The following is a 25,502-nucleotide window of genomic DNA, read 5'->3' on the forward strand; positions in this document are numbered from 1 at the left end:
TCAATTTACCAGTACAATGAGAGATAGTGGTGGTAGAATTTTTATTTGTTTAGACAAGGGGTGGAGAAGTCCATGAAATACCGATCAGTATTTGATATCATTGGGCCAGTGATGATTGGTCCTTCCAGTTCACATACAGCTGGTGCCGCTAGAATTGGCAGGGTCGCTAGAGAACTATTTGGTCGTGAACCTAAAGAAGCGATTATTTCTTTTTATGGGTCATTTGCTAAAACGTATAAAGGTCATGGGACAGATGTAGCAGTAATTGGTGGTATACTTGATTTTGATACGTTTGATGAACGGATTAAAACAAGCATTCAACTTGCAGAAGAAAAAGGTTTATCCATTACATTTATAGAGGAAGATGCTATAACAGAGCATCCCAACACGTGTAGAATTCGATTAATTGATGATAGGGATGAGATGGAGCTAGTAGGTATATCAATTGGTGGTGGGAAAATTGAGATCACAGAGTTAAACGGGTTTGAATTAAAGCTAAGTGGCGCTCATCCTGCAATCCTTGTTGTCCATAATGACCGATATGGAGCTGTTGCTGCAGTATCGGCAATATTAGCTGCTCATTGTATAAATATAGGCCACATGGAAGTTTCGAGAAAAGAAATGGGCCAACTCGCATTAATGATAATTGAAACAGATCAAACCATTGATCGAGAAGTGCTGGTAGAGTTAGAAAGCCTAGATAATATCGTGAAAGTCACAAAGATTTCCGATTAATCAAAAAGGGGGGATCGCATGTTTAGAAATGTAGCAGAGCTTGTTGAATTAGCGGTTAGTTCCGGAAAGAAAATCTCTCACATTATGATCGAACAAGAGGTTGAATTTACTGGAAAATCAAGAGAAGAAGTTATAAATCAAATGTCGAACAATTTAGATGTTATGGAACAAGCGGTTGAACGAGGGCTACAGGGTGTTCGAAGTGTTTCTGGTTTAACTGGAGGAGATGCAGTCCTTCTACAAAAATATATCCAAACGGGGAAAAGTCTATCAGGAGATTTATTACTCGATGCTGTAAGTAAAGCCGTTGCTACGAATGAAGTCAATGCGGCAATGGGGACAATTTGCGCAACGCCAACGGCTGGTTCTGCTGGAGTTGTTCCTGGAACACTATTTGCTGTTAAAAATAAATTACATCCTAGTAGAGAACAAATGATAGAATTCCTCTTTACTTCGGGTGCATTTGGGTTTGTTGTGGCGAATAATGCCAGTATCTCTGGTGCGGCTGGTGGCTGTCAAGCAGAGGTTGGTTCTGCTGCCGGCATGGCCGCTGCTGCTATCGTAGAAATGGCGGGAGGAACTCCCGAACAAAGCGCTGAGGCCTTTGCCATTACGCTTAAAAATATGCTAGGTTTAGTGTGTGACCCTGTTGCAGGCCTTGTAGAGGTTCCATGTGTTAAAAGAAATGCAATGGGTGCCGCAAATGCTATGGTGGCAGCAGATATGGCTCTAGCTGGCATTACTAGTAGAATTCCTTGTGATGAAGTAATAGATGCAATGTATAAAATCGGCCAAACAATGCCGGTTGCTTTGAGAGAAACAGCGCAAGGGGGGTTAGCGGCTACTCCAACGGGAAGAGAGTTAGAAGCTAAAATTTTTGGAGTATCCTTGAATAAAAAGTGAGTAATATAATACTTGAGCCTGTTGATACATTAAAAGGCGTGGGTAAAGAGACGGCTATTAGTTTAAATGAAATGGGGATCCATACCATTATGGATCTCCTTGATTATTTACCATATCGTTATGAAGACTACCGGATAAAGGATATTATGGAAGCGACTCATGATGAGCGGATTACAGTACAAGGAGTCATACATAGTGAACCTGCATTAATGTATTATAGGGAAAAAAAGAAGCCGATTAACCGTTCGTTTACTCATTGGTAATATACTAGTGAAAGCTGTATTCTTTAATCAACCGTATGCCAAAAGTAAATTAATCTTAGGTGAATCGGTGATTATTACAGGTAAATGGGATAAAAACAGACAAGAGATTACGGTGAATCATTTTTCAACGAATGATAACCAAGAGAAAAAGGATTATGAACCGATCTATTCCCTGAGGGGTTCTTTGAAAAATCATACCTTTCGTAAATTTGTAGCCCTTGCTTTAAAGGAATATGGAGATAAAGTGGTTGATCCATTACCACCTGAGATCCTGCAAAAATACAGGTTGTTGTCCAAAAAAGAAACCTTCCAAATCTTACATTTTCCTGGCTCTGAAGAGGATATGAAGCAAGGAAGAAGAAGGTATGTGTACGAAGAATTTTTGCTTTTCCAACTAAAAATGCAATCGTTACGTAAATTTCAACGTGATCATTCAACTGGGATATCTATCCTCTATGACGAGGGGAAAGTGAATGAATTTATTACGTCCCTACCTTTCCCTTTGACAGTAGCGCAAAAACGAGTCGTTCACGAAATCTTAACAGATTGCCAATCACCAGCTAGGATGAATCGTCTACTTCAAGGTGATGTGGGCTCTGGGAAGACGGTCGTTGCTGCAATCTCCTTATATGCATCCATTACCGCTGGATTCCAAGGTGCTCTGATGGTGCCAACAGAAATCTTAGCTGAGCAACATGCAGAGTCGTTAGCGAAAATGTTTGAACATACAGATGTAACAGTTGCGTTGTTAACATCTTCGATTAAAGGGAAAAAGAGAAAGGTGTTATTAGATCAGTTATCTATTGGAAGAATTGATATACTAGTTGGTACTCACGCGTTAATACAAGACGAAGTGAATTTCCATCAATTAGGTCTTGTCATAACAGATGAACAGCACCGATTTGGTGTAGCCCAGCGTAAGGTACTAAGAGAAAAAGGAGAAAATCCGAATGTTCTCTTTATGACAGCTACTCCAATTCCTAGAACTCTTGCCATTACAGTCTTTGGAGAAATGGATGTTAGTACGATTGATGAGCTGCCTGCCGGAAGAAAGCCAATCGAAACGTATTGGGCGAAGGAAGAAATGTTAGATAGAGTCTTACATTTTTTAAAAAAGGAAATAAGTAAGGGAAGACAGGCATATGTTATCACTCCCCTTATTGAAGAGTCCGATAAGTTAGATGTACAAAATGCCATAGATGTTCACTCGCAGTTGTCGCTTTATTTTGGTTCTAATGTGAAAGTGGGGCTTATGCATGGTAGGCTGCATCCCACTGAAAAAGAACAGGTTATGAAAGAGTTTAGTGAGCATAGCGTGGATATTTTGGTCTCCACTACAGTCGTTGAAGTGGGAGTCAATGTGCCGAATGCCACCATGATGATTATTTACGACGCGGAAAGATTCGGACTATCTCAATTGCATCAGTTAAGGGGTAGAGTTGGTAGAGGAGAAGAACAATCCTACTGTATTCTTTTAGCTAATCCAAAAACGGATGTAGGAAAAGAAAGAATGACAATCATGACAGAGACCACTGATGGATTTGTACTCAGTGAGAAAGATTTAGAGCTACGTGGCCCAGGTGACTTTTTTGGTCGTAAGCAGAGTGGGATGCCAGAATTTAAAATGGCAGATATGGTCCATGATTACCGAGTATTAGAAATAGCTAGAGACGATGCAAAAGCATTGATAGACTCACCAATATTTTGGGATCATGAAAGATATGAAGCTTTAAGAGAACGACTCTCGGCATCTGGAGCGATTACTGGAGAAAAACTTGATTGAGCAGGTAGCGAGAGAATTCTTGCAATCTGCTCTTTTTAATTATATACTACTATTAGTACCTAGTACTAAAAACGGATGGTGTTAGATTTTGAGAAAATACAAAAAAAGATCGACAAGATCAATTACAGGAAACAATTAATGAAAATCCATTTATCACAGACGAAGAATTAGCCGAGCGTTTTTCTGTTAGTGTACAGACGATTCGCTTGGACCGAATGGAGTTATCTATACCGGAACTTCGTGAACGTATTAAGCATGTAGCGGAGAAAACGTTTGATGAGGTTAAAAGTTTACCCCTTGAGGAAGTTATTGGTGAAATAATCGACATACAACTAGACGAAAATGCCATTTCCATTTTTGAAGTAAAGCAAGAGCATGTTTTTAAACGGAATGGGATTGCTAGGGGGCATCATCTATTTGCACAAGCTAATTCGTTAGCGGTAGCTGTAATCAATGATGAATTGGCTTTGACAGCAAAATCAACGATTAGGTTTACAAGACCCGTTCGTTTAGGTGAGCGAGTTATCGCAAAAGCCAAAGTGATAAATTCACAAGAAGTAAAAGAAAGAGACCGTTCTTTTGTAGAAGTGAAAAGTTATGTTGGACAAGAGATCGTTTTTATTGGAGAATTTGAAATGTATAGATCAAATTCCGAAGTAAAGGGTGTTAAACATGAGAATAGCTATTGATGCTATGGGTGGGGACCTTGCTCCTGTAGAAATTGTTAAAGGAGTAACACAAGCCCGCGATCAGTATACCGATGTAACATTTATTTTGTTTGGTGATGAGAAGCAGATAAACCCACTTCTTACGAACAAAGAGCGTATTGAAGTAGTACATACAGACGAAGTAATACTAGGTACAGACGAACCAGTAAGAGCCGTTAGACGAAAGAAAAATGCGAGTATGGTTCTGATGGCGCAAGCTGTCAAAGATGGTCAAGCTGACGCGTGCATTTCTGCTGGTAATACAGGAGCACTTATGGCTGCTGGATTATTCATTGTTGGAAGGATTCCTGGTATTGAAAGACCAGCACTCGCTCCGACGCTACCAACCCTCGATGGATCTGGATTCTTAATGTTGGACCTAGGAGCAAATTCAGATGCTAAACCTGAACATTTAGTTCAATATAGTATCATGGGTAGTGTTTACGCTGAAAAAGTGCGAGGGATTACAAAGCCAACCGTCGGATTATTAAATATTGGAACAGAAGATAAAAAAGGAAATGAACTAACTAGACAATCCTTTGAACTTCTAAAGCAAGCACCTATAAATTTTATTGGAAATGTAGAATCACGTGATTTATTAAATGGTGTGGCAGATGTAGTGGTGACAGACGGTTTTACTGGAAATATGGTGTTAAAAACAATTGAAGGAACGGCCATTAGTATGTTTAGTATGCTGAAAGATGCCTTTACCTCTTCTTTTAAATCAAAACTAGCCGCTGGCTTAGTGAGAGAGGAATTAAGAGGGATAAAAAACAAAATGGACTATACAGAATATGGGGGCGCTGGATTATTTGGATTAAATGCTCCAGTAGTAAAAGCGCATGGTTCTTCTAACGCTAATGCTATCTTAAATGCGATTAAACAGGCAAAACTCATGGTAGATAAAGAAGTGTCACAAACGATAAATAGTGCCATTTCCGTTCCTTCTGAATAGAGGCATACTTTGTGAACGATGCCTCAAACTTAGGAGGTAATGATGAGTAAACTAGCTTTTATCTTCCCGGGTCAAGGGTCTCAAACTGTTGGAATGGGAATGGATTATAAAGAGTCTTATGAGGAGTCAATGGTGGTATTTGGTCAATGCGAAGATGTGTTAGGACATGACTTTATTCGTCTAATGCAAGAAGGTCCATTGGAACAACTTACGTTAACAGAAAATGCTCAACCTGCGCTCGTAACAGCCAGTATAGCCATGTATGAAGTCTTAAAAAAAGAAGGAATACAACCGGACTATGTTTCTGGTCACAGTTTAGGTGAATATTCTGCTCTAGTTGCAACGGGATCTCTAAGCTTTAAAGATGCGGTTAAGACAGTTAGAAAACGTGGTGAGCTAATGGAGCAGGCGGTACCTAAAGGGATTGGAGCTATGTCTGCTGTGATGGGATTTGATGCAAGGCTACTTGAGGCCATCATTCAAGAGGCAAAACAGCAAGGTCAGTCCGTAGATATTGCGAATTATAATGGCCCAGGTCAAATCGTGATATCAGGCAGTAAAGAAGGTGTAGAATTTGCCTCTATAAAAGCAAAAGATGCCGGTGCAAAACGAGTCATCCCTCTTAATGTAAGTGGTCCATTTCATTCTGAATTAATGAAACCGGCTTCCATCCAATTTGAACGGTTTTTAAAAGAAATCTCCATGACAGAAATGACTGTTCCTTTGGTAGCAAACGTTACTGCTACTCCTATTGAAGATTCAAGTGCTATTCAAGAATTACTAGTCAAACAGTTATATTCACCAGTCCGATTTGAAGAAAGTATTAACCGGATGATCGAAGATGGAGTGACAACGTTTGTTGAGGTTGGGCCACTTAAGGTGCTACAAGGTCTAATTCGAAAAATAAATCGTAATGTAACGGTGCTTGGTGTTCAAGATGTTGAAGCATTACAATCGACCATAGCAGTATTAAAGGAGAGAGAGTAATGGAACTACATAATAAAGTAGCTGTCGTAACAGGTGCCTCAAGGGGAATAGGTAAGTCCATTGCCATTAAATTAGCTGAGCTTGGAGCAGATGTGGTAGTAAACTATGCAGGTAGTGAAGAAAAGGCTAAAGAGGTTGTATCTACAATAGAAGCTTTAGGCAAAAGAGCGGTAAGCTTTCAGTGCGATGTTTCTAACAGTGAAAGTGTGAAAGAAATGATGGAATTTGTTATTAAAGAGTTTGGTCGGATTGATATTCTTGTTAATAATGCTGGTATTACTCGTGATGGGTTATTGATGCGTATGAAGGACCAGGATTTTGATGATGTGATTGATACCAACTTAAAGGGTGTTTTTCTGACAACAAAAGCAGTCACAAGACAAATGATGAAACAAAAAAGTGGGCGGATTATTAATATCTCCTCCATCGTTGGTGTTATGGGAAATGCTGGACAAAGCAACTATGTTGCTGCTAAGGCTGGAGTGATTGGTTTAACGAAGTCAACAGCTAGAGAATTATCCTCAAGAGGAATTACTGTTAATGCTATTGCACCTGGATTTATTCAAACAGATATGACCGATCAATTATCAGAAGATGTGAAGAATGCCATGCTTAAACAAATTCCTCTTGGCCGATTCGGTGCACCTGAAGATGTTGCGAATATGGTAGGATTTTTAGCAGGAGAACAAGCTGGCTATATGACGGGTCAAACGTTTCATATTGATGGCGGAATGGTTATGTAAGAGATCATAGCTTTTCGTGTGACTTTTGTTTATAATACGTTGAAGGGAGGTGAAGAACGACATGGCAGAAGTATTAGATCGTGTAACAAAAATCATCGTAGACCGTCTTGGTGTAGATGCTTCTCAAGTAACGTTAGAGGCTTCTTTTAAAGAGGATTTAGGTGCTGACTCCCTAGATGTAGTAGAGTTAGTGATGGAGCTTGAAGACGAGTTTGAAATGGAAATATCAGATGATGATGCTGAAAAAATTTCAACAGTAGGCGATGCTGTGAATTACATAAATAGTCTAAACTAATTTACAGTTACGAGTTGCTTAAATTTGGATGAACCATCCAACTAACCTATAGAGACTCCACAACTGGAGTCTCTACTTATCTGAAAAACTTGGAAAAATCCCAAGTTTTTTTCCTTTTTACATAGACAGATATAGAAAAGATATTTCGACAGATTCATAAGAAGTGTATACTAATGAAGTATGAACTAGAATTTTCGTGTTTGGAAAGAATACGAATAGGAACCTTCTTTAAGAATGGAAGGCCGCAAGATTACAGTAGCAAGGTGGAGGACCTATGCGGAAAAATAGAGAACATTATAAGAATAAAAATCAACAAATTGAACAAGTATTTAAGGATTTTCAAGAAAAGATTGGAATCTCATTTTCCAATGTGTCTATTTTAAAACAAGCTTTTACCCATTCATCCTATGTGAATGAGCATCGAAAAAAACCGTTTGAGGATAATGAACGATTAGAATTCTTAGGCGATGCTGTATTAGAACTTACGGTATCACATTTTCTCTACAATAAATATGCAACGATGAGCGAAGGGGAGCTCACTAAATTGAGAGCTGCGATCGTATGTGAGCCTTCATTAGTTAAATTCGCTAATGAATTAGACTTTGGGTCAGTTGTATTGTTAGGGAAAGGGGAAGAATTAACAGGTGGTAGAACACGTCCTGCATTATTAGCAGATGTGTTTGAAGCGTTTATTGGGGCTTTATACTTAGATCAAGGCCTCCAATCTGTTGAGAAATTCCTTGAACAAATTGTTTTTCCAAAAATTAATGACGGTGCTTTTTCTCATGTGATGGATTATAAAAGTCAGCTTCAAGAATTAATACAGCGTGAAGGTAGCGGCCAGCTAGAATATCGCATTTTACTTGAAAAAGGGCCAGCACACAGTAAAGAATTTGTTTCACAAGTATTGCTGAATAGTATGGAAATTGGGGTGGGCAATGGTCGCTCAAAAAAGGAAGCAGAACAACACGCTGCCCAAAAAGCATTAGAACATTTAAAGAGTATGAACGAACAAAGAAAGTAGGGAGTAACGTGTTCCTAAAACGTTTGGATATCATCGGATTTAAATCCTTTGCTGACCGAGTGAATGTTGAATTTGTACCAGGAGTTACTGCGGTGGTTGGGCCCAATGGAAGTGGAAAAAGTAATATTACTGAATCCATCCGTTGGGTATTAGGTGAACAATCTGCTAAATCCCTTCGTGGAAGCAAAATGGAAGATGTTATTTTTGCAGGTAGTGATTCAAGAAAGCCTCTAAACTTTGCAGAAGTAACACTAACTCTTGATAATGAAGATCAAGGGTTACCACTTGACTACAATGAAGTTAGCATCACGAGAAGAGTATTTCGTTCCGGGGAATCAGATTTCTTAATCAATAATCAGTCCTGCCGATTAAAAGACATTGTTGATTTAATTATGGATTCTGGTTTAGGACGTGAAGCATTTTCCATCATCTCTCAAGGTAAAGTAGAAGAAATCCTTAATAGTAAGCCAGAAGACAGAAGAACGATTTTTGAAGAGGCGGCTGGTGTCTTAAAATACAAGAACCGTAAAAAGAAAGCTGAAAATAAATTGTTTGAAACACAAGAAAATTTAAATCGTGTGCAGGACATTCTTCATGAACTTGAAGGTCAAGTTGAGCCTTTAAAAATTCAAGCTAGTATGGCAAAGGATTTCTAGAGAAAAAAGAAGAGTTGAAGAACTTCGAGGTTGCATTAACGGTTTATGAAATTGAAGAATTACATAAAGAGTGGGAGAAAACAAAGGCCGTTGTAAAAGAACAGTCTGAGAATGAATTATCGCTTTCTAATGAACTTCAACAAAAAGAAGCTGCTCTCATCCAAAAGAGAGACCACCTATCCGCGCTTGACGAATCAATTTCTACCTTGCAATCTGTTTTATTGACTACAAGTGAAGAGCTTGAAAAACTGGAAGGTCGTAAGGAAGTTCTAAAAGAACGTAAGAAAAACGCTAGCAAAAATAAGGAACAGCTTGAGCAAAGTAAAGAAGAGCTATCATCTAAGATACATGCTCTTGTGACTCAAAAGAATACAATGGAGCAAACTGTACAATCTTTGGAACAGGAAGTATCCAAATTAAGAAGCTCTTTAAAAGAAAGAAACCAATTATTAGAATCCTTAAATGAGAATATAGAAGAACAAATTGACTCTCTTAAAAATGATTACATTGACTTATTAAATCAACAAGCTACTGCCCGTAATGAAAAGCAATATTTAGAACAACAATCATCTACACAATTTTCTAGAACGTCCAAACTTGATTCAGAGAATGAGAAATTTTTAATCGAGCGAAAAGAATTACAAGAAAAAAAGAAGCAGGCTGAAGAAATAGTAGTAGATATTCAAAATAAAATTGGGCAGCAGGTTTCGGTATACCATGAAGATAAAACAAGGTTGGATCAATTACGTAAACAATTTGAAGAAGAAGAATCAAAGCTGTATCAAGCACTTCAGTATATTCAACAAGCTAAAAAACAAAAAAGAAATGCTTGAAGACATGGAAGAAGGCTTTGCTGGCTTTTTTCAAGGTGTTAAAGAAGTACTTAAAGCTAGAAACACATCCTTGTCTGGAATCGAAGGTGCAATAGCAGAAATCATTCAAGTGGAGAAAAAGTTCCAAAAAGCAATGGAAACGGCGTTAAGTGCAAGTCAACAGCACATTGTTGTCCAAACAGAGCAAGACGGACGAAGAGCGATTGATTTTCTAAAAAAGAACGCTTATGGTCGTGCTACCTTTCTGCCTTTAAGTGTCATCAAGGAAAAAGTATTCCAACAAGTGTTCTCTCAACACTTCAACAGCATGAAAGTTTTGTTGGAGTTGGAAATCAACTAGTATCGTACGACAAAAAATTTGCTGCTGTTATAGCTAACTTACTGGGTAATGTTCTAATCGCAAAGGATTTAAGAGGGGCAAACTCGATAGCGAAAATGATCAATTACAGATATCGAATTGTTACCTTAGATGGAGATGTGGTTAATCCAGGTGGATCTATGACTGGTGGAGCCACCAAGCAGAAATCATCTTCTCTTCTATCTAGAAAAACTGAAATTGATGAGATGAAAGAGAAAATCTCTAAAATGGAAGAAAGTACGGCTCTTTTACAAAAGCAAGTGGTGGACAAAAAAGATAAAATTTTGTTTTTAGATAAAAAGGTTGAAGAATCGAGGGTAATTGGCGAACAATTACGACTTCAAGAGCAAGAAACAAAGGGATTAGTACGAGAATTAGAAGTTCATGAAGCGAACTTGAATGAAAAGTTAAAAATTTATGATATAGAAAAGAAAGACTATTACCAAGAAACAGAGCGTCTTACACATCGTAAACAAGAGCTAGAAGACCTATTAAAACATTTAGAATCAGAGTTACTTCTTATTAACCAGAAAATAGAAGAGCTATCTTTAAGAAAAACCGATCAGATTAGTTCTCGTACTGAGATTATGGAAGAGATTGGTGAGTTAAAAGTTGCGCTTGCTTCTAAAGGTGAACAATTTTCCATCACTCGCAAGCAATTAGAGAATCATCTTGTTGAAATTGCACAAACAGAATCGAAAAAGGATTCAATTGATGAAGAACTTACCTGGCTACTAAATGAAATGAACGGTGACTCTAGTGGAGAAATGGAGATTGAATCACGACGAAACGCTCGGAGAGAAGAGAAAGAGCAAACCTTAAAGCATATTAGTGAGCGAAGAGAAGAAAGGCTACTCCTTCAACAAGATATTGATACACTAGAAATAGATGTCAAAGAAGTAAAAAGACACTATCGAAGCTTAACAGTCGTTCTAAAAGACGAAGAAGTCAAAATGAATCGTCTTGATGTTGAACTTGACAATAGATTAAATCATTTACGTGAAGAATATTTCTTATCGTTTGAAGCGGCCAAAATGGAATTTCCTCTTACACTACCTGTTGACGAAGTGAGAAAAAGAGTGAAATTAACAAAGCTAGCGTTAGATGAGTTAGGTACCGTTAATATTGGGGCTATTGAAGAGTATGACAGAGTTCGTGAACGATATGAATTTTTACTCTCTCAGCAAACGGATTTACAGGATGCTAAAGACACCCTCTATTCCGTAATAGACGAAATGGATGAAGAAATGAAAAAGAGATTTGAATGGACATTCTCATCCATTAGAGAGCATTTTAGCCCTGTTTTTCAAGCTCTGTTTGGAGGAGGAAGGGGCGGATTTGCGTCTAACTGATCCAAATGATTTATTAAATACAGGTGTAGACATTGTGGCACAACCACCAGGGAAGAAGCTTCAGCACTTAGGGTTATTATCCGGGGGAGAACGTGCACTAACCGCTATTGCTTTGTTGTTCTCCATTTTAAAAGTTCGTCCTGTCCCATTTTGTATTTTAGATGAAGTAGAAGCTGCATTAGATGAAGCAAACGTACATCGATTTAGCTCCTACTTAAAAAATTATTCCAATGAAACACAGTTTATCGTTATTACACATCGTAAAGGTACAATGGAAGAAGCAGACGTTTTATATGGTGTCACGATGCAAGAGTCTGGAGTATCTAAATTAGTGTCTGTTCGATTAGAAGAGACGGTCTCCCTTGTGGGGCATTCATAAATAGTAAGGTAGGTGGAAGAGCTTTGAGTTTTTTAAAAAGTTAAAGGATAAATTTACGACATCAACCGATAACGTTACAGAAAAATTTAAAGATGGATTAAGTAAAACACGTGATAACTTTTCAAATGCTGTAAATGATTTAGTGGCAAAGTATCGAAAAGTGGATGAAGAATTCTTCGAAGAACTAGAAGAAATTTTAATTAGTGCGGATGTAGGTTTCAATACCGTTATGGAGCTTGTGGATGAACTGCGCATGGAGGTTAAGCGTCGAAACATTCAAGATACAGCCGATGTACAAAGTGTCATTTCAGAAAAGTTAGTGGAAATTTATCAGGGGGATGAGGGAAATAGTGAACTCTCTATCCAAGAGAACGACTTGACAGTCATCCTATTTGTAGGAGTAAATGGTGTTGGAAAAACGACGACGATAGGAAAAATGGCCCATCATTTTAAAGAGCAAGGGAAGAGTGTGGTCTTAGCGGCTGGTGATACATTTAGAGCAGGAGCTATTGAACAGCTTGAAGCATGGGGTGACCGGGTTGGTGTACCTGTTGTGAAACAAAGTGAGGGTTCTGATCCAGCTGCAGTAATGTATGATGCGGTTCAAGCGGCTAAATCAAGAAAAGCAGATATATTACTATGTGATACGGCAGGTCGTTTACAGAATAAAGTGAATCTGATGAAGGAACTTGAAAAGGTCAAGCGGGTCATTGAAAGAGAAGTACCAGGTGCCCCCCATGAAGTTCTCCTTGTATTAGATGCCACAACAGGACAGAATGCATTAGTACAAGCAAAAGTGTTTAAAGAAGCAACGGATGTATCAGGAATTGTGTTAACAAAGTTAGACGGAACAGCAAAAGGTGGAATTGTTCTCGCTATACGAAATGAGCTGCAAATTCCAGTTAAGTTTGTAGGCTTAGGTGAAAAGATGGATGATCTACAAAGCTTTGACCCTGAGAAATATGTATATGGATTATTCTCAGAACTAGTCGATCAAGCAGAAGAATAACTTCTGCTTGTACTTTTTTTATAGAAATGGTATTCTTCATATGTAAAGTTTTTTTACTTAACAAAGGGAGCGAAGATAATGCTAGAAAAAACGACCAGAATGAATTATTTATTGGACTTTTATCAATCATTGCTAACTCCCAAACAAAAAAGCTATATGTCTTTGTACTATCTAGATGATTTCTCGCTTGGTGAAATTGCAGAAGAATATCATGTTAGCCGCCAAGCTGTGTACGATAACATAAAACGTACAGAAGCGATGCTAGAGGAATACGAAGAAAAGCTTTTACTGTTCGATAAATTTCAACAACGAATGAAATATTTCAAACAATTAAAATCAGAGTTGAAGGAGCATGAAGAACTGTTTAAAACAGTTGATCCAATCCTTGAATCTCTTGAGAATCTTGATTAGGAGGCGGCAAATATGGCATTTGAAGGATTAGCCGACCGACTGCAGAGTTCTATTCAAAAAATTCGCGGTAAGGGTAAGGTTTCTGAAGCGGATGTAAAAGAAATGATGAGAGAAGTTCGCCTTGCTTTATTAGAAGCGGACGTTAACTTTAAAGTTGTTAAACAATTTGTTAAAAAGTTAGCGAACGTGCAGTTGGGCAAGAGGTTATGCAAAGCTTAACACCAGGCCAACAGGTTATCAAAGTTGTAAAAGAAGAACTTACAGATTTGATGGGTGGAGAACAAAGTAAGATTGCTGTATCCAACAAACCTCCAACTGTTGTCATGATGGTAGGGTTGCAAGGGGCTGGTAAGACCACAACTACTGGTAAACTATCGAACCTTCTTCGTAAGAAATACAACCGTAAGCCTTTACTAGTTGCAGCAGATATTTATCGTCCTGCAGCGATTAAGCAATTAGAAACACTTGGCAAGCAGCTTAATTTGCCTGTGTTTTCAATGGGCGATCAAGTTAGCCCTGTTGAAATTGCTAAAAAAGGGATTGAAAAGGCGAAGGAAGATCATCAGGATTACGTTCTAATTGATACCGCAGGTCGCTTGCACGTCGATGAAAATTTGATGGATGAATTAAAGCAAATTAAAGAACTTTCTAAACCAGATGAGATTTTCCTTGTTGTAGATGCTATGACAGGGCAAGATGCCGTAAATGTCGCCAAAAGTTTTGATGATGCACTTGGAATTACTGGTGTTGTTTTAACAAAGCTAGATGGGGATACTCGTGGTGGTGCTGCGTTATCGATACGATCTGTTACAGAAAAACCAATTAAATTTGTTGGTCTAGGTGAGAAAATGGATGCACTTGAACCATTCCACCCAGAACGAATGGCTCAACGAATTCTCGGTATGGGAGATGTGCTATCATTAATTGAAAAGGCACAATCCAATATTGATGAAGAAAAAGCAAAAGAACTTGAAAATAAAATGCGCACAGCAAGTTTTACATTCGACGATTTTCTAGATCAGCTAGGTCAAGTGAAGCAAATGGGTCCACTGGATGAATTAATTAAAATGATGCCAGGGGCAAACAAGATGAAAGGCCTAGATAATCTTAAAATTGATGATAAACAGCTAGCTCACGTTGAAGCGATCATTCAATCGATGACAAAAGCAGAAAAAACTCAGCCAGAGATCATTAACGCTAACCGCAAAAAGAGGATTGCTGCTGGAAGCGGAAGGCCTGTTCAGGAAGTCAATCGTCTTTTGAAACAGTTTGAAGATATGAAAAAGATGATGAAACAAATGACCAATATGCAAAAAGGGAAGGGTAAAAAAGGTTTTAAACTTCCATTTATGTAGGGTTAAGTTGTGAAATTTTGGAAAAATAAGTGTTAAGAAAAACACTTTACAAACTAATAAAAGCTTGATATTATACTATCTTGTGTGAAACTATTCGGAGGTGCTTTAAACATGGCAGTAAAAATTCGTTTAAAACGTATGGGAGCAAAAAAATCTCCTTTCTATCGTATTGTAGTAGCTGATTCTCGTTCTCCTCGTGACGGACGTCAAATTGAAACAGTAGGAACTTACAACCCAGTTGCTGAGCCTGCAATCGTTAATATCAACGAAGAATTAGCATTAAAATGGTTAAAGATGGTGCGAAACCTTCTGATACAGTACGTAACTTATTCTCTAAAGCTGGAATTTTAGAGAAGTTCCATAACGAAAAATACGGTAAGTAATTGACGTTATGAAATCATTGATCCTTGCGATTGTACAACCAATTGTGGACCATCCAGACCATGTACAAGTGGTAGAAGAAGTGGATGAAGACAAAGTTCTTTATCGACTATCAGTCCATGAAGAGGACATGGGTCGAGTGATAGGAAAACAAGGTCGAACTGCGAAAGCTATAAGAGCCTTGGTCAACACAGCAGCAAGTTCAAAACAGAAGAAAATGGTGATAGAAATCACTGGATAAGGGAGGACTTACCTCCCTTTTTCTATATTTAAAGACGATACATAAGCAGTCAACATCGAGAAGCCGCACCCTTGATAAAATTAGTTGAATAAGGAGAGGCTAAAGATGAAAATTAATAAAAAAAGTAACAGTTAAGCAAATTCTAACTCCTTCTAGTAAACAAAAACTCCTCAATCAATACCAAAAATCATATTCTAACGCTCCAAAAAGAAATAGAGCAGCTTCGATTTGAAATACAAAAAAGTAGAACGTAAAACCTCAACAGGCAGAGTTAGAGAAGGATTCGATAGAGAAATTCATTCTCGGAGAGAAAAGATAAATGTGATAGAATTTCAACTGGAGCAGCTTGAAATATTGCCAATAGGCACAGAATTGACAGAAAGAGAAGTAGATAGTATTCAAGAAGTTTCTATAGGAGATATATTGGAAGATGTTACAAATACAACCATTGTAGTCAAAGATGGAATAATTACTGAAATACGTTAGAGGTGAATAGTTATGAAATGGTTTAATGTAGGGAAGATCGTCAACACCCACGGAATTCAAGGAGAGGTTAGAGTCATTTCTCGAACAGATTTTCCTGAAGAACGATATAAAAAAGGCAATACCCTATACATTTTTGGAAATAGTAATGAAGAGTATAAGGAAGTAGAAGTGGTAGCTCATAGAAAACACAAAAATTTTGACCTCTTAAAGTTTAAAGGGTTTGAAAAATTGAAGACGTAGAGCAGTTTAAAGACTCTGTCCTAAAAGTGAAGGAAGATCAATTAGGTAGTTTGCCAGAAGGAGAATACTATTTCCATGAAATAATCGGGTGCACAGTGGTATTAGCAGACCAGCAAGAAATTGGCGTGATTAAGGAAATTTTAACTCCTGGTGCGAATGATGTTTGGGTAGTGAAAGCTAAGGGTGGGAAAGAAATTCTCATCCCTTATATTGAAGACATCGTATTATCTGTGAATGTACAGGAGAAAAAAGTCATCATCCAACCGATGGAAGGATTGTTAGAATGAAGATAGATGTATTATCCCTTTTTCCTGAAATGTTCGAAGGGGTGTTTTCTTCCTCTATATTAAAAAAAGACTAAAGAAAAGAGCGCTGTATCCTATAATGTGGTTAATTTCAGAGAGCATTCCTCTAACAAGCATCAAACGGTAGATGATTATCCGTACGGGGGAGGTGCGGGAATGGTGTTAACGCCACAGCCTGTATTTGACGCTGTCGAGCATGTTACGGCCTCCACAACGAGTAAACCTCGCGTTATCCTGATGTGTCCTCAAGGTGAAACGTTTACTCAAAAAAAAGCTGAGGAATTAGCGGATGAAGAGCACTTAATATTTATTTGTGGACATTATGAAGGATATGATGAACGCATTAGAGAGCATCTAGTGACGGATGAGATATCAATCGGCGATTATGTTTTAACAGGTGGAGAACTTGGTGCTATGGTCGTCATCGATAGTGTAGTAAGACTCCTACCAGGTGTATTAGGTAACGAGGATTCACCTGTCCTTGACTCTTTTTCATCTGGACTATTGGAACACCCTCATTACACTCGACCAAGAGAGTATAAAGGTATGAAAGTCCCTGATGTACTTGTTTCAGGTAATCATAAATTGATTGACGAATGGAGAGATAAAGAATCTCTTCGTCGTACATTTGAAAGAAGACCAGATCTCTTAGAAAGTGCACCTCTCTCAAAAAAACAACTACAATGGTTGCGAGAGTGGGAAGAAGAAGCCAAAGAATAAAAGACCCATAGATGTAAATTTCTCTTAGAGTTATAGAAAATAAACGTTGCTTTTTTAACAAAAATAATGTATTATACTCTTTGTGACAAATGTAGCAAAGCTATTTTGTCCATAAAACGATGTTCCGCTGTATAAAATAAATATGCATGAGCGTCTGTTAGAAGGAGATGAAAGAGATGAACAACTTAATTCAAGAAATTACGAAAGAACAACTTCGTAGCGATCTACCTGCTTTCCGTTCTGGAGACACTGTACGTGTTCACGTTAACATCGTAGAGGGTAACCGTGAGCGTATCCAGGTTTATGAAGGTGTTGTTATTAAACGTCGTGGTGGTGGAATTTCTGAAACGTTTACAGTTCGTAAGGTATCTTACGGTGTTGGCGTTGAGCGTACATTCCCTGTTCACACACCTAAAATTGCGAAGCTAGAAGTTATTCGTCGCGGTAAAGTTCGTCGTGCGAAACTTTATTACCTACGTAACCTACGTGGTAAAGCAGCTCGTATTAAAGAAATTCGATAATAGTAGAAAAAAGGGCTTGATTTCAAGTCCTTTTTTTTATAGAAATTCTTTTTTTAATTCATTGCCTACTTTGTATAGACTAAAAGACACAAATACATAATTAGGATTTGTTATATTAGGCAAAGAAAGTTATATCATGTAAAATAATGTTTAGACAGTTAGAAGGGGTGGAGAGTGTGGAGAAAAAGAATGAATGGTGGGAATGGACGAAGGCCTTACTGATTGCCGCGGGGCTTGCTACAGTCATTAGAGTGTTCTTCTTCTCTCCAATAATTGTAGATGGACGTTCGATGATGCCGACACTTGAGAATGGTGAACGAATGATTATGAATAAGATTTCCTATCAAGTTGGAGAGCCAGACTATTTTGATATCGTTGTATTCCACGCAACTGAAGAGAAGGACTATATTAAACGAGTGATTGGACTTCCAGGAGATCATATAGAGTACAAGGAGGATGTCCTTTATATAAATGGTGAAGCTTATGAAGAGCCGTACCTAGAGCCCTACAAAGAAGAATTGAACGGTTTCCAGTTAACGGAAGATTTTACGTTAGAAGATATTATTGGTCAGTCAACTGTACCTGAAGGACAAGTATTTGTATTAGGAGATAATCGTCAAGTGAGTCAGGACAGTAGAATGATTGGAACGGTTCCTATGGATGAAATTGTTGGGAAGACAAGTCTTGTGTTTTGGCCAATTTCACAAATAAGAAACGCAGATTAAAAAAAGGAGTTGTAGCCATGACCATTCAATGGTTCCCTGGTCATATGGCGAAAGCACGCCGGGAAGTAACTGAAAAACTAAAGTTAGTTGATATAATATTTGAACTTGTTGATGCAAGAATACCTATTTCATCTAGAAATCCGATGATGGACCAAATTGTTCAACAAAAACCTCGTTTAGTTTTATTAAACAAAGAGGATATGGCAGATCCTGAATTAACAAAAGCATGGATTGCCTACTTTCAAGAACGTGGTATAAAGGCCATTTCGCTTAATGCTCAAGAGGGAAATGGTCTTCATGCCATTGTAAAGGCGGCTAAAGAAATCTTAAAGCCTAAATGGGATCGGATGAAGGCTAAGGGAATGAATCCAAGAGCTATTAGAGCCATGATTATTGGAATTCCGAATGTGGGTAAGTCAACGTTGATTAATCGCTTAGCTAAAAAGAACATTGCTAAAACTGGGAATACACCAGGAGTAACGAAAGCGCAGCAGTGGATTAAAGTAGGAAAAGAACTAGAACTTTTAGACACTCCAGGAATCCTTTGGCCTAAATTTGAAGACCAAGAAGTTGGGTATAAATTGGCTGTTACAGGTGCAATTAAGGATACGATTATTAACTTACAAGATATCTCTGTTTATGCTTTGCGTTACTTAGAAAAGAACTACCCTAAGGTATTAAAGGAACGGTACGGCTTAGATGAAATTCCTAGTGATTTAGTTCAACTTTTTGACCATATTGGAATGAAAAGAGGTTCAATAAGACCTGGTGGAGAAGTTGATTATGATAAAACTGCGGAGTTAATCATTCGAGACGTTCGTAGTGTTAAATTAGGTAGACTAACCTTTGACGATCCTAAGGATACAAATCAGTAAAGGCTAAGCCTCTCTTATATGAGAGGGAAGCCTTTATTTTTTTGCCTGTAAGCTTTAAAATTTTGCGGTTTTTCCGATAAAATCAGTAACATCGAAAGGAAATAGAAAGATGAACATTAAAGAAATCCAGCAAAAACTCCTAGATATTAATGACCCATCAGCTCCAATCTTTGAACAATTAAAGCATGATGAAAGAAAAGGTGTTCAGTCACTATTAAGTAAATGGTACAGACAATATGAACAAAAACAAAAAGACCATCTTTCCTTTATACAAAAATCTCAATATGAAAAAAAATTATGGGAGGGAGGAATAAAGAGGATAGCTGGTGTCGATGAAGTTGGGCGTGGTCCGCTTGCAGGTCCAGTAGTAGCAGCAGCAGTCATCTTACCTCAATCCTTTTATTATCCAGGACTCGACGATTCAAAGAAGCTTACTGAATCGAAAAAAGAAGAAATGTTTGACTATATTAATGCTACAGCCATTAGTGTGAGTGTTAGTATTATCAATCATGATGTGATTGATACAGTGAATATATATGAAGCTACAAAATTAGCCATGCAGCAAGCCATAAATGGATTGGACCTTACGCCTGAATATCTGCTTATAGATGCAATGAAGCTCTCAATGGGAATAGAGGAAGAAAGTATTATTAAAGGAGATAGCAAAAGTATATCGATTGCTGCTGCCTCCATTATTGCAAAAGTTACACGTGATAGATTAATGAAAGAGTATGCAACAACCTATCCTCATTACGCTTTTGAGAGAAATATGGGCTACGGAACAACAGAACATTTAGAAGGATTAAAATCAGTAGGGCCAAGTCCAATTCATCGAAGGTCCTTTGCCCCGATAAAAGAGCTTATTCAATAAGGAGGGAAATGTATGGAGTTTTTTAACATGCCGTTCATACAAAGACAAAATGGGGCATTACCGGTCAAAGCTCCCTTAACCCTTACAGAAGGTCAATTCATATTTGGGAAATTAGTGAAGTTTCTTCCGAATCAATTAGCTCTAATTCAACTTACTGGACAAAGTATTCTCGCCTCAGTAGATGTACCTTTAGAAGCGGGCAAGGGGTATTGGTTTCAAGTAGAATCTTTAAATCAAGGGACACAATTTAAATTAGTTGAACCGCCTAACGTTAGAAACCAAAAGACAGCACCGTCGAGTCAGTTGCTACAGCAATTATCCCTTCAGGGTTCGAAGGAAAACCGAGCGATTATTGAAGAGCTAATGAAACACGCATCCCCTTTAACGAAAACCACTATAGAGCAAGTTTCACAGTGGACAAAAGGGTATGAAACATCACATATAAAATCAGCACTACATGACATCTTAGTAAGAGGTCTTCCTCTAACAGAAGGGGTAGTTCATTCTTTTTTAAAAACAAAGCCAAATGAAGAAAGCTTTTCTTCACTTCTTTCTCAATTAAAGGTTGGATTAGAAAAAATTCAACTTCCGCTTAACGATACGGTGAGGCAGGCTTTGCAGCAAATTCTTGAGCCAAAATTGGTTGAAAAACAGCAGCTAAGTTTTTTTTTCGTTAATGGATAGGCTTCAAGGAAATAGTTCAAATGAATATAAGCAGCATGTTGGTCGATTATTGAGTGAAGTGCTACCAACAGTTGTGAGTGGAAAAGTGAACGAAGCTAAGCAAGGATTCACACAATCTGAAGAGGGAAATCCAATAACTAAAGGTACTTCAAATTATACAATTGTTCATTCTGAATTAATACAAGATCAAATGAACTCGAAAATGAGTAAAAATTCCATACCTAACCTGCAAGTAAATAGTCATGTACTTGCAGTCCCTGTGAATGGTGTAAATGTTCCAATGACTAAAGAGAGACTTGAGTCTTTAGCTCTATTATTTGAACAATCATTAGCATCTATTAATAAACTGCCTGAGCCTTTAAAAAAGAGTTGCTAGCTGTTCAAAGTGAAATAGAAGGAATGATGCTTAAACAGCACACTCAAAATATGTATGTTGAGATGAAAACCATTCTCTCACGATTAGGCCTAGGAGAAGAGGCGGAGCTTATGAAAGACGAGTATAAGCCTACTTTAAAAGCTGCTATTCTATCTCTATTACAAGAAGAGATTCCTGCTAGTTTACGAGATGTTAGTGAAAAAATAATGGCTAAATTAAATGTTCAAACTTTAGTAAGTCAACCGCCTGGAGATTTTCATCACTTGCAATTCTCTGTTCCTTTAAATTTTCTAGGTTTGAATACTGATTTACAATTAGAATGGACGGGAAAGAAAAAGGAAGATGGGACATTAAATCCAGATTTTTGTCGGGTATTATTTTACTTGGATTTAGAGATGTTAAAGGAAATGATGATTGATATGCAAGTACAAAATAGAATCATATCAATTAAAATATTTAATGATTCTAAAGAATTAAAAGCAATTGGGACCAACTACGTTACATCATTAAAGAGTAAAGTAGAAGAAAAGGGATATACATTATCATCACTACAATTTCATCCTATGACTGAGCAAGTGATCACAAAACGACTCCAACCATCCATTCTTTCAGAGAAAGGGGTAGACATCACGATATAAATGGAAAAATTCAATAGAAAGTCAGCTATTGCATTACGTTACGATGACATGTCAATGGATGCACCAAAACTCATTGCAAAAGGAAAAGGCTTAGTAGCAGAGCAAATTATTGAAAAAGCAAAAGAAAATGGAATACAAGTGCAAGAAGATCCGAATTTGGTGGAAATGCTAAGTCAATTAAACATGAATGAAACAATACCGGCGGAGCTTTATGAAGTCGTAGCTGAAGTGTTTGCTTATGTTTATAAAGTAGATCAAAAAGTAAAACATTCAAAGAAACGATAAAAATATTGATTAATATCATAGACTAGTGATCATTGGCTAGTCTCTTTTTCTTTTTATATTTCTTTTTCCTACTAAAATGATTTTTATGTAAAAATGAAAGCGGATACAGATGAAACGTAGGTTAGAATGTAAGAAAATTTAAATTAATATAATATTTTAGATAGAAAGCTAGACAAGGAGGTGTACATATTTTACAATGAAAGCGCAGTCTATATTTTGAAAGAACTGGATAGGAGGATGGGAAAATGAATATCCATGAGTATCAGGGGAAAGAACTCCTAAGAAAACATGGAGTTGCCGTGCCAAATGGTACAGTAGCTTATACGGTAGAAGAAGCAGTAGAAGCAGCAAAAGGGTTAGATTCAAATGTTTATGTGGTGAAAGCACAAATCCACGCTGGTGGAAGAGGAAAAGCTGGAGGCGTTAAAGTCGCTAAGAGCTTAGATGAAGTTCGTACATATTCTGAAGAGATACTAGGGAAAACGCTAGTAACTCATCAAACAGGTCCTGAAGGAAAAGAAGTAAAGCGCTTACTTATCGAAGAAGGCTGCGATATTAAGAAAGAATACTATGTAGGTCTTGTTCTAGACCGTGCTACTTCACAGGTTGTGTTAATGGCTTCCGAAGAAGGTGGAACAGAAATTGAAGAAGTAGCAGAAGAGACTCCAGAAAAAATACTTTAAAGAATACATTGATCCTGTAGTAGGATTAACAGGTTTCCAAGCAAGAAGAATTGCATTTAACATTAATATCCCAAAAGAGCTTGTCAATAAAGCGGTTAAATTTATGATGGGATTATATACAGTATTTGTTGAAAAAGACTGCTCTATCGCTGAGATTAACCCATTAGTTGTTACAGGTGATGGAAACGTTATGGCCCTAGATGCCAAGTTAAATTTTGATAGCAATGCACTTTATCGTCACAAGGATATTCTAGAATATCGTGATTTAGACGAAGAGGATGCAAAAGAAATTGAAGCAAGTAAATATGATTTAAGCTATATCTCACTTTTTGGAAACATCGGATGTATGGTAAATGGTGCTGGACTTGCAATGGCAACGATGGATATTATTAAACATTACGGCGGTGACCCTGCAAACTTCTTGGATGTTGGGGGCGGTGCTACAGCTGAAAAAGTAACGGAAGCATTTAAAATTATTCTTTCAGACGAAAATGTAAAAGGCATTTTTGTTAACATTTTCGGTGGAATAATGAAGTGCGATATCATCGCTAGTGGTGTTGTAGAAGCAGCTAAGCAAGTTGAATTAACAGTACCATTAGTTGTTCGTTTAGAAGGGACAAATGTTGACCTTGGTAAAAAGATTTTAAGTGAATCAGGTTTAAATATTATTGCAGCTGAATCAATGGCTGACGGCGCAGAAAAAATTGTAGCACAAGTAGGCTAAGAAAGGCGGGGGATGAAATGAGCGTATTTATTAACAAAGATACAAAAGTTATCGTTCAAGGTATTACAGGTTCCACAGCACTTTTTCATACAAAACAGATGCTTGAGTACGGGACTCAAATTGTTGCTGGTGTAACTCCAGGAAAAGCAGGACAAGAAGTAGAAGGTGTACCTGTATTTAATACAGTTTCAGACGCTGTAACAGAGACTGGAGCAACCGTTTCAGTTGTCTACGTTCCAGCTCCTTTCGCTGCTGATGCAATTTTAGAAGCAGTGGACGCTGAATTAGATTTAGTAATCTGTATTACAGAACATATCCCTGTACTTGATATGGTGAAAGTTAAACGCTATATGGCTGGAAAGAAAACGCGCCTTGTAGGACCAAACTGTCCAGGTATTATTACACCAGATGAGTGTAAAATTGGTATTATGCCAGGTTATATTCATACAAAAGGGCATGTTGGGGTAGTCTCTCGTTCCGGAACTTTGACATATGAAGCAGTTCATCAATTATCTCAAGCTGGAGTTGGTCAATCCACTGCTGTAGGAATTGGTGGAGATCCTGTTAATGGAACAAACTTTATCGATGTTCTTCAAGCATTTAACGAAGATCCTGAGACGTATGCAGTAATTATGATTGGTGAAATTGGCGGAACGGCTGAAGAAGAAGCGGCTGAATGGGTTAAAGCGAATATGACTAAACCTGTTGTCGGATTTATCGGTGGACGTACAGCACCTCCAGGTAAGCGCATGGGACATGCTGGGGCTATTATTTCAGGTGGTAAAGGTACGGCTGATGAAAAGATTCGCATAATGAATGAATGCGGAATTAAAGTAGCTGAAACACCATCGGTAATGGGTGAGACGCTTATTTCTGTTTTAAAAGAGAAAGATTTATACGACCAGTGTAAAACGCATTAAGTGTGTGAAAGCAGCTCTTATCTTGAGCTGCTTTCCTTTTAACGTTATTACACACAACCACTAATAATTGGAAAGGAGAGAAAAATGGAAGAGAGTAAAAGAAATTTAATACTTCTTCATCACAGTAACGAATTAAGCTGGAAAGGTATCGGCCTTTTACTTAAGTCAGATCCTTACTTATCTCAATTAAAAACTTATTCCCCTGAAGATCTTCAGTCTATATTACAAACTACTCCTCAGCACATCCGTTCTATTTATGATCACATCCATCATTTTCCCCTAGAATCGTTTCTTGAAAAATATAAAGCTTATTCTATTCAAATATCCACACTATACGATTCAAGCTATCCTTCTTTATTAAGGTCTTGTCACAAGGCTCCTTGGGTATTATATGGAAAGGGAAACATGAATCTATTGCATACAGCTAAAAGTTTAGCCATCGTAGGATCAAGAAAGGGTAATGATTATGGGTATGAAGTGGTTAATAGTTGGGTACCACATTTGATAAAACAAGATTTTGTCATTGTGAGTGGATTAGCAAGTGGCATTGATTCGTTTGTTCATGAAAGAACCTTGAATTATGAGGGGTCAACTATTGCAGTGTTGGGTAATGGTATATTACAATGCTATCCTCTAAAGAACTCTGAAATACAGAAGAGAATTGGAGAGAAAGGTCTTCTCTTAAGTGAATATCCTCCATTTCGTAAGCCTGAAAGGTGGCAATTTCCTGAAAGAAACCGCATAATAAGTGGAATTACAAGAGGCACACTTGTCGTGCAGGCATCTAAGAGAAGTGGTTCATTTATAACCGCTGAAAGAGCGCTTGAAGAAGGAAGAGAAGTTTTTGCTGTTCCAGGGAATATATTTTCGCCGCTTAGTGCCGGAACAAATTCTCTAATCCAACTAGGAGCAAAACTTGTTCTTAGTACCGAAGATATAATAGAAGAAATACGTTTAAAAAAAGAAATTATCTACTTTTTTAGAAAAAGGTTGCAATTATTAGAAAACTGTTATACATTTTGCAACAGAAGTAAATCGTTTACATTTAAATAATATAGAGCAGTATAGGTTAGTATAGA

Annotated in this window: 26 protein-coding genes and 7 pseudogenes; all 33 read left to right on the plus strand. The window is 37.6% G+C overall.

Annotated features, from left to right (window positions below):
- The first annotated feature begins 72 nt into the window (after positions 1-72).
- The 33 genes and pseudogenes from sdaAB (at position 73) to dprA (ending at position 25,476) form a co-directional block, all read left to right on the plus strand.
- On the plus strand, positions 73-735 hold the full coding sequence (gene sdaAB / locus M44_RS07255; RefSeq protein WP_010172384.1) for an L-serine ammonia-lyase, iron-sulfur-dependent subunit beta: 663 nt from the start codon (positions 73-75) through the stop codon (positions 733-735).
- An 18-nt stretch (positions 736-753) separates the two neighbouring features.
- Entirely contained in the window at positions 754-1,638 is an 885-nt protein-coding gene (sdaAA, locus tag M44_RS07260) for an L-serine ammonia-lyase, iron-sulfur-dependent, subunit alpha (RefSeq protein WP_010172386.1), read from the plus strand.
- Positions 1,635-3,684, plus strand: a pseudogene (recG, locus tag M44_RS21235) (ATP-dependent DNA helicase RecG). Before sdaAA ends, recG begins: the two are co-directional and overlap by 4 nt.
- Positions 3,685-3,818: 134 nt before the next feature.
- On the plus strand, positions 3,819-4,373 hold the full coding sequence (gene fapR / locus M44_RS21240; RefSeq protein ID WP_050770933.1) for a transcription factor FapR: 555 nt from the start codon (positions 3,819-3,821) through the stop codon (positions 4,371-4,373).
- Entirely contained in the window at positions 4,357-5,346 is a 990-nt protein-coding gene (gene plsX / locus M44_RS07275) for a phosphate acyltransferase PlsX (RefSeq protein ID WP_010172394.1), read from the plus strand. The genes fapR and plsX overlap by 17 nt, the downstream gene beginning before the upstream one ends.
- A 42-nt stretch (positions 5,347-5,388) precedes the next feature.
- The gene (gene fabD / locus M44_RS07280; protein ID WP_010172396.1) at positions 5,389-6,333 is read left to right on the plus strand and encodes an ACP S-malonyltransferase; all 945 of its coding nucleotides are present in this window, start codon (positions 5,389-5,391) and stop codon (positions 6,331-6,333) included.
- Complete coding sequence (gene fabG, locus M44_RS07285) at positions 6,333-7,076, plus strand: 3-oxoacyl-[acyl-carrier-protein] reductase (protein ID WP_010172398.1); 744 nt, start codon at positions 6,333-6,335, stop codon at positions 7,074-7,076. Before fabD ends, fabG begins: the two co-directional genes overlap by 1 nt.
- Before the next feature lie 61 nt (positions 7,077-7,137).
- On the plus strand, positions 7,138-7,371 hold the full coding sequence (gene acpP, locus M44_RS07290; RefSeq protein WP_010172400.1) for an acyl carrier protein: 234 nt from the start codon (positions 7,138-7,140) through the stop codon (positions 7,369-7,371).
- Positions 7,372-7,645: 274 nt separating this feature from the next.
- Complete coding sequence (gene rnc, locus M44_RS07295) at positions 7,646-8,395, plus strand: ribonuclease III (protein ID WP_010172402.1); 750 nt, start codon at positions 7,646-7,648, stop codon at positions 8,393-8,395.
- Positions 8,396-8,403: 8 nt separating this feature from the next.
- The gene (locus M44_RS27985) at positions 8,404-9,051 is read left to right on the plus strand and encodes a chromosome segregation SMC family protein (protein WP_237705224.1); all 648 of its coding nucleotides are present in this window, start codon (positions 8,404-8,406) and stop codon (positions 9,049-9,051) included.
- 14 nt (positions 9,052-9,065) lie between these two features.
- Positions 9,066-9,884: a coiled-coil domain-containing protein gene (locus M44_RS27990; RefSeq protein ID WP_237705225.1), complete on the plus strand. Its 819-nt coding sequence runs from the start codon at positions 9,066-9,068 to the stop codon at positions 9,882-9,884.
- On the plus strand, positions 9,877-10,224 hold the full coding sequence (locus M44_RS27995; RefSeq protein ID WP_237705226.1) for a hypothetical protein: 348 nt from the start codon (positions 9,877-9,879) through the stop codon (positions 10,222-10,224). The genes M44_RS27990 and M44_RS27995 overlap by 8 nt, the downstream gene beginning before the upstream one ends.
- Before the next feature lie 95 nt (positions 10,225-10,319).
- Positions 10,320-11,594, plus strand: a complete 1,275-nt coding sequence (locus M44_RS28000; protein WP_237705227.1) for a coiled-coil domain-containing protein — start codon at positions 10,320-10,322, stop codon at positions 11,592-11,594.
- The gene (locus M44_RS28005) at positions 11,560-11,973 is read left to right on the plus strand and encodes a hypothetical protein (protein WP_237705228.1); all 414 of its coding nucleotides are present in this window, start codon (positions 11,560-11,562) and stop codon (positions 11,971-11,973) included. The genes M44_RS28000 and M44_RS28005 overlap by 35 nt, the downstream gene beginning before the upstream one ends.
- 28 nt (positions 11,974-12,001) lie before the next feature.
- A pseudogene (gene ftsY / locus M44_RS21250) lies at positions 12,002-12,982 on the plus strand (signal recognition particle-docking protein FtsY); the annotation flags it as partial.
- A 75-nt stretch (positions 12,983-13,057) separates the two neighbouring features.
- Complete coding sequence (locus tag M44_RS07310) at positions 13,058-13,393, plus strand: putative DNA-binding protein (protein ID WP_029326777.1); 336 nt, start codon at positions 13,058-13,060, stop codon at positions 13,391-13,393.
- Positions 13,394-13,405: 12 nt separating this feature from the next.
- Positions 13,406-14,748: pseudogene (gene ffh, locus M44_RS21255) on the plus strand (signal recognition particle protein).
- A gap of 111 nt (positions 14,749-14,859) precedes the next feature.
- A pseudogene (gene rpsP / locus M44_RS21260) lies at positions 14,860-15,131 on the plus strand (30S ribosomal protein S16).
- Between the two features lie 8 nt (positions 15,132-15,139).
- Positions 15,140-15,370 carry a KH domain-containing protein gene (locus M44_RS07325; RefSeq protein ID WP_010172417.1) on the plus strand — a complete coding sequence of 77 codons (231 nt, stop codon included), beginning with the start codon at positions 15,140-15,142 and terminating at the stop codon, positions 15,368-15,370.
- Positions 15,371-15,598: 228 nt separating this feature from the next.
- Positions 15,599-15,856, plus strand: coding sequence for a YlqD family protein (locus M44_RS21265; protein WP_010172418.1), 258 nt, complete (start codon positions 15,599-15,601; stop codon positions 15,854-15,856).
- 12 nt (positions 15,857-15,868) lie between these two features.
- A pseudogene (gene rimM / locus M44_RS21270) lies at positions 15,869-16,383 on the plus strand (ribosome maturation factor RimM).
- Positions 16,380-17,121: pseudogene (gene trmD, locus M44_RS21275) on the plus strand (tRNA (guanosine(37)-N1)-methyltransferase TrmD). Before rimM ends, trmD begins: the two co-directional pseudogenes overlap by 4 nt.
- 176 nt (positions 17,122-17,297) lie before the next feature.
- Entirely contained in the window at positions 17,298-17,642 is a 345-nt protein-coding gene (rplS, locus tag M44_RS07345) for a 50S ribosomal protein L19 (protein ID WP_010172426.1), read from the plus strand.
- Between the two features lie 146 nt (positions 17,643-17,788).
- The gene (gene lepB, locus M44_RS07350; RefSeq protein ID WP_050770934.1) at positions 17,789-18,367 is read left to right on the plus strand and encodes a signal peptidase I; all 579 of its coding nucleotides are present in this window, start codon (positions 17,789-17,791) and stop codon (positions 18,365-18,367) included.
- 17 nt (positions 18,368-18,384) lie between these two features.
- On the plus strand, positions 18,385-19,242 hold the full coding sequence (gene ylqF / locus M44_RS07355) for a ribosome biogenesis GTPase YlqF (protein ID WP_010172431.1): 858 nt from the start codon (positions 18,385-18,387) through the stop codon (positions 19,240-19,242).
- A 109-nt stretch (positions 19,243-19,351) separates the two neighbouring features.
- A complete protein-coding gene (locus M44_RS07360) occupies positions 19,352-20,113 on the plus strand; it encodes a ribonuclease HII (RefSeq protein WP_010172433.1) in 762 nt (253 codons plus the stop codon).
- Positions 20,114-20,125: 12 nt separating this feature from the next.
- The gene (locus tag M44_RS07365) at positions 20,126-20,797 is read left to right on the plus strand and encodes a hypothetical protein (protein ID WP_029326779.1); all 672 of its coding nucleotides are present in this window, start codon (positions 20,126-20,128) and stop codon (positions 20,795-20,797) included.
- Positions 20,790-21,173 (plus strand): hypothetical protein, encoded by a 384-nt coding sequence (locus M44_RS07370; RefSeq protein WP_010172435.1) that lies wholly within the window; start codon positions 20,790-20,792, stop codon positions 21,171-21,173. Before M44_RS07365 ends, M44_RS07370 begins: the two co-directional genes overlap by 8 nt.
- A gap of 23 nt (positions 21,174-21,196) precedes the next feature.
- Positions 21,197-21,811 (plus strand): hypothetical protein, encoded by a 615-nt coding sequence (locus tag M44_RS07375; protein ID WP_237705229.1) that lies wholly within the window; start codon positions 21,197-21,199, stop codon positions 21,809-21,811.
- On the plus strand, positions 21,812-22,096 hold the full coding sequence (locus M44_RS07380; protein WP_010172437.1) for an EscU/YscU/HrcU family type III secretion system export apparatus switch protein: 285 nt from the start codon (positions 21,812-21,814) through the stop codon (positions 22,094-22,096).
- A gap of 245 nt (positions 22,097-22,341) precedes the next feature.
- Positions 22,342-23,503, plus strand: a pseudogene (sucC, locus tag M44_RS21280) (ADP-forming succinate--CoA ligase subunit beta).
- Positions 23,504-23,520: 17 nt separating this feature from the next.
- Positions 23,521-24,423 (plus strand): succinate--CoA ligase subunit alpha, encoded by a 903-nt coding sequence (gene sucD, locus M44_RS07390; RefSeq protein ID WP_010172443.1) that lies wholly within the window; start codon positions 23,521-23,523, stop codon positions 24,421-24,423.
- A gap of 84 nt (positions 24,424-24,507) precedes the next feature.
- Entirely contained in the window at positions 24,508-25,476 is a 969-nt protein-coding gene (dprA, locus tag M44_RS07395) for a DNA-processing protein DprA (RefSeq protein ID WP_010172445.1), read from the plus strand.
- Positions 25,477-25,502: the final 26 nt, after the last annotated feature.

It is taken from the genome of Bacillus coahuilensis m4-4, from assembly GCF_000171615.1.
GTDB lineage: Bacteria > Bacillota > Bacilli > Bacillales > Bacillaceae_K > Bacillus_T > Bacillus_T coahuilensis.

Excerpts from the sequence above, each read along its gene's own strand:
- M44_RS07325 (WP_010172417.1), top strand. The coding sequence starts at position 15,140 with ATGAAATCATTGATCCTTGCGATTGTACAACCAATTGTGGACCATCCA.
- ylqF (WP_010172431.1), top strand. The coding sequence starts at position 18,385 with ATGACCATTCAATGGTTCCCTGGTCATATGGCGAAAGCACGCCGGGAA.
- M44_RS07380 (WP_010172437.1), top strand. The coding sequence starts at position 21,812 with ATGGAAAAATTCAATAGAAAGTCAGCTATTGCATTACGTTACGATGAC.
- M44_RS07370 (WP_010172435.1), top strand. The coding sequence starts at position 20,790 with ATGGATAGGCTTCAAGGAAATAGTTCAAATGAATATAAGCAGCATGTT.
- M44_RS27995 (WP_237705226.1), top strand. The coding sequence starts at position 9,877 with ATGCTTGAAGACATGGAAGAAGGCTTTGCTGGCTTTTTTCAAGGTGTT.
- sucD (WP_010172443.1), top strand. The coding sequence starts at position 23,521 with ATGAGCGTATTTATTAACAAAGATACAAAAGTTATCGTTCAAGGTATT.
- M44_RS07360 (WP_010172433.1), top strand. The coding sequence starts at position 19,352 with ATGAACATTAAAGAAATCCAGCAAAAACTCCTAGATATTAATGACCCA.
- plsX (WP_010172394.1), top strand. The coding sequence starts at position 4,357 with ATGAGAATAGCTATTGATGCTATGGGTGGGGACCTTGCTCCTGTAGAA.
- M44_RS28000 (WP_237705227.1), top strand. The coding sequence starts at position 10,320 with ATGATCAATTACAGATATCGAATTGTTACCTTAGATGGAGATGTGGTT.
- lepB (WP_050770934.1), top strand. The coding sequence starts at position 17,789 with ATGTTTAGACAGTTAGAAGGGGTGGAGAGTGTGGAGAAAAAGAATGAA.
- acpP (WP_010172400.1), top strand. The coding sequence starts at position 7,138 with ATGGCAGAAGTATTAGATCGTGTAACAAAAATCATCGTAGACCGTCTT.
- fabG (WP_010172398.1), top strand. The coding sequence starts at position 6,333 with ATGGAACTACATAATAAAGTAGCTGTCGTAACAGGTGCCTCAAGGGGA.
- sdaAA (WP_010172386.1), top strand. The coding sequence starts at position 754 with ATGTTTAGAAATGTAGCAGAGCTTGTTGAATTAGCGGTTAGTTCCGGA.
- rplS (WP_010172426.1), top strand. The coding sequence starts at position 17,298 with ATGAACAACTTAATTCAAGAAATTACGAAAGAACAACTTCGTAGCGAT.
- dprA (WP_010172445.1), top strand. The coding sequence starts at position 24,508 with ATGGAAGAGAGTAAAAGAAATTTAATACTTCTTCATCACAGTAACGAA.
- fabD (WP_010172396.1), top strand. The coding sequence starts at position 5,389 with ATGAGTAAACTAGCTTTTATCTTCCCGGGTCAAGGGTCTCAAACTGTT.
- M44_RS07365 (WP_029326779.1), top strand. The coding sequence starts at position 20,126 with ATGGAGTTTTTTAACATGCCGTTCATACAAAGACAAAATGGGGCATTA.
- rnc (WP_010172402.1), top strand. The coding sequence starts at position 7,646 with ATGCGGAAAAATAGAGAACATTATAAGAATAAAAATCAACAAATTGAA.
- M44_RS07375 (WP_237705229.1), top strand. The coding sequence starts at position 21,197 with ATGATGCTTAAACAGCACACTCAAAATATGTATGTTGAGATGAAAACC.
- sdaAB (WP_010172384.1), top strand. The coding sequence starts at position 73 with ATGAAATACCGATCAGTATTTGATATCATTGGGCCAGTGATGATTGGT.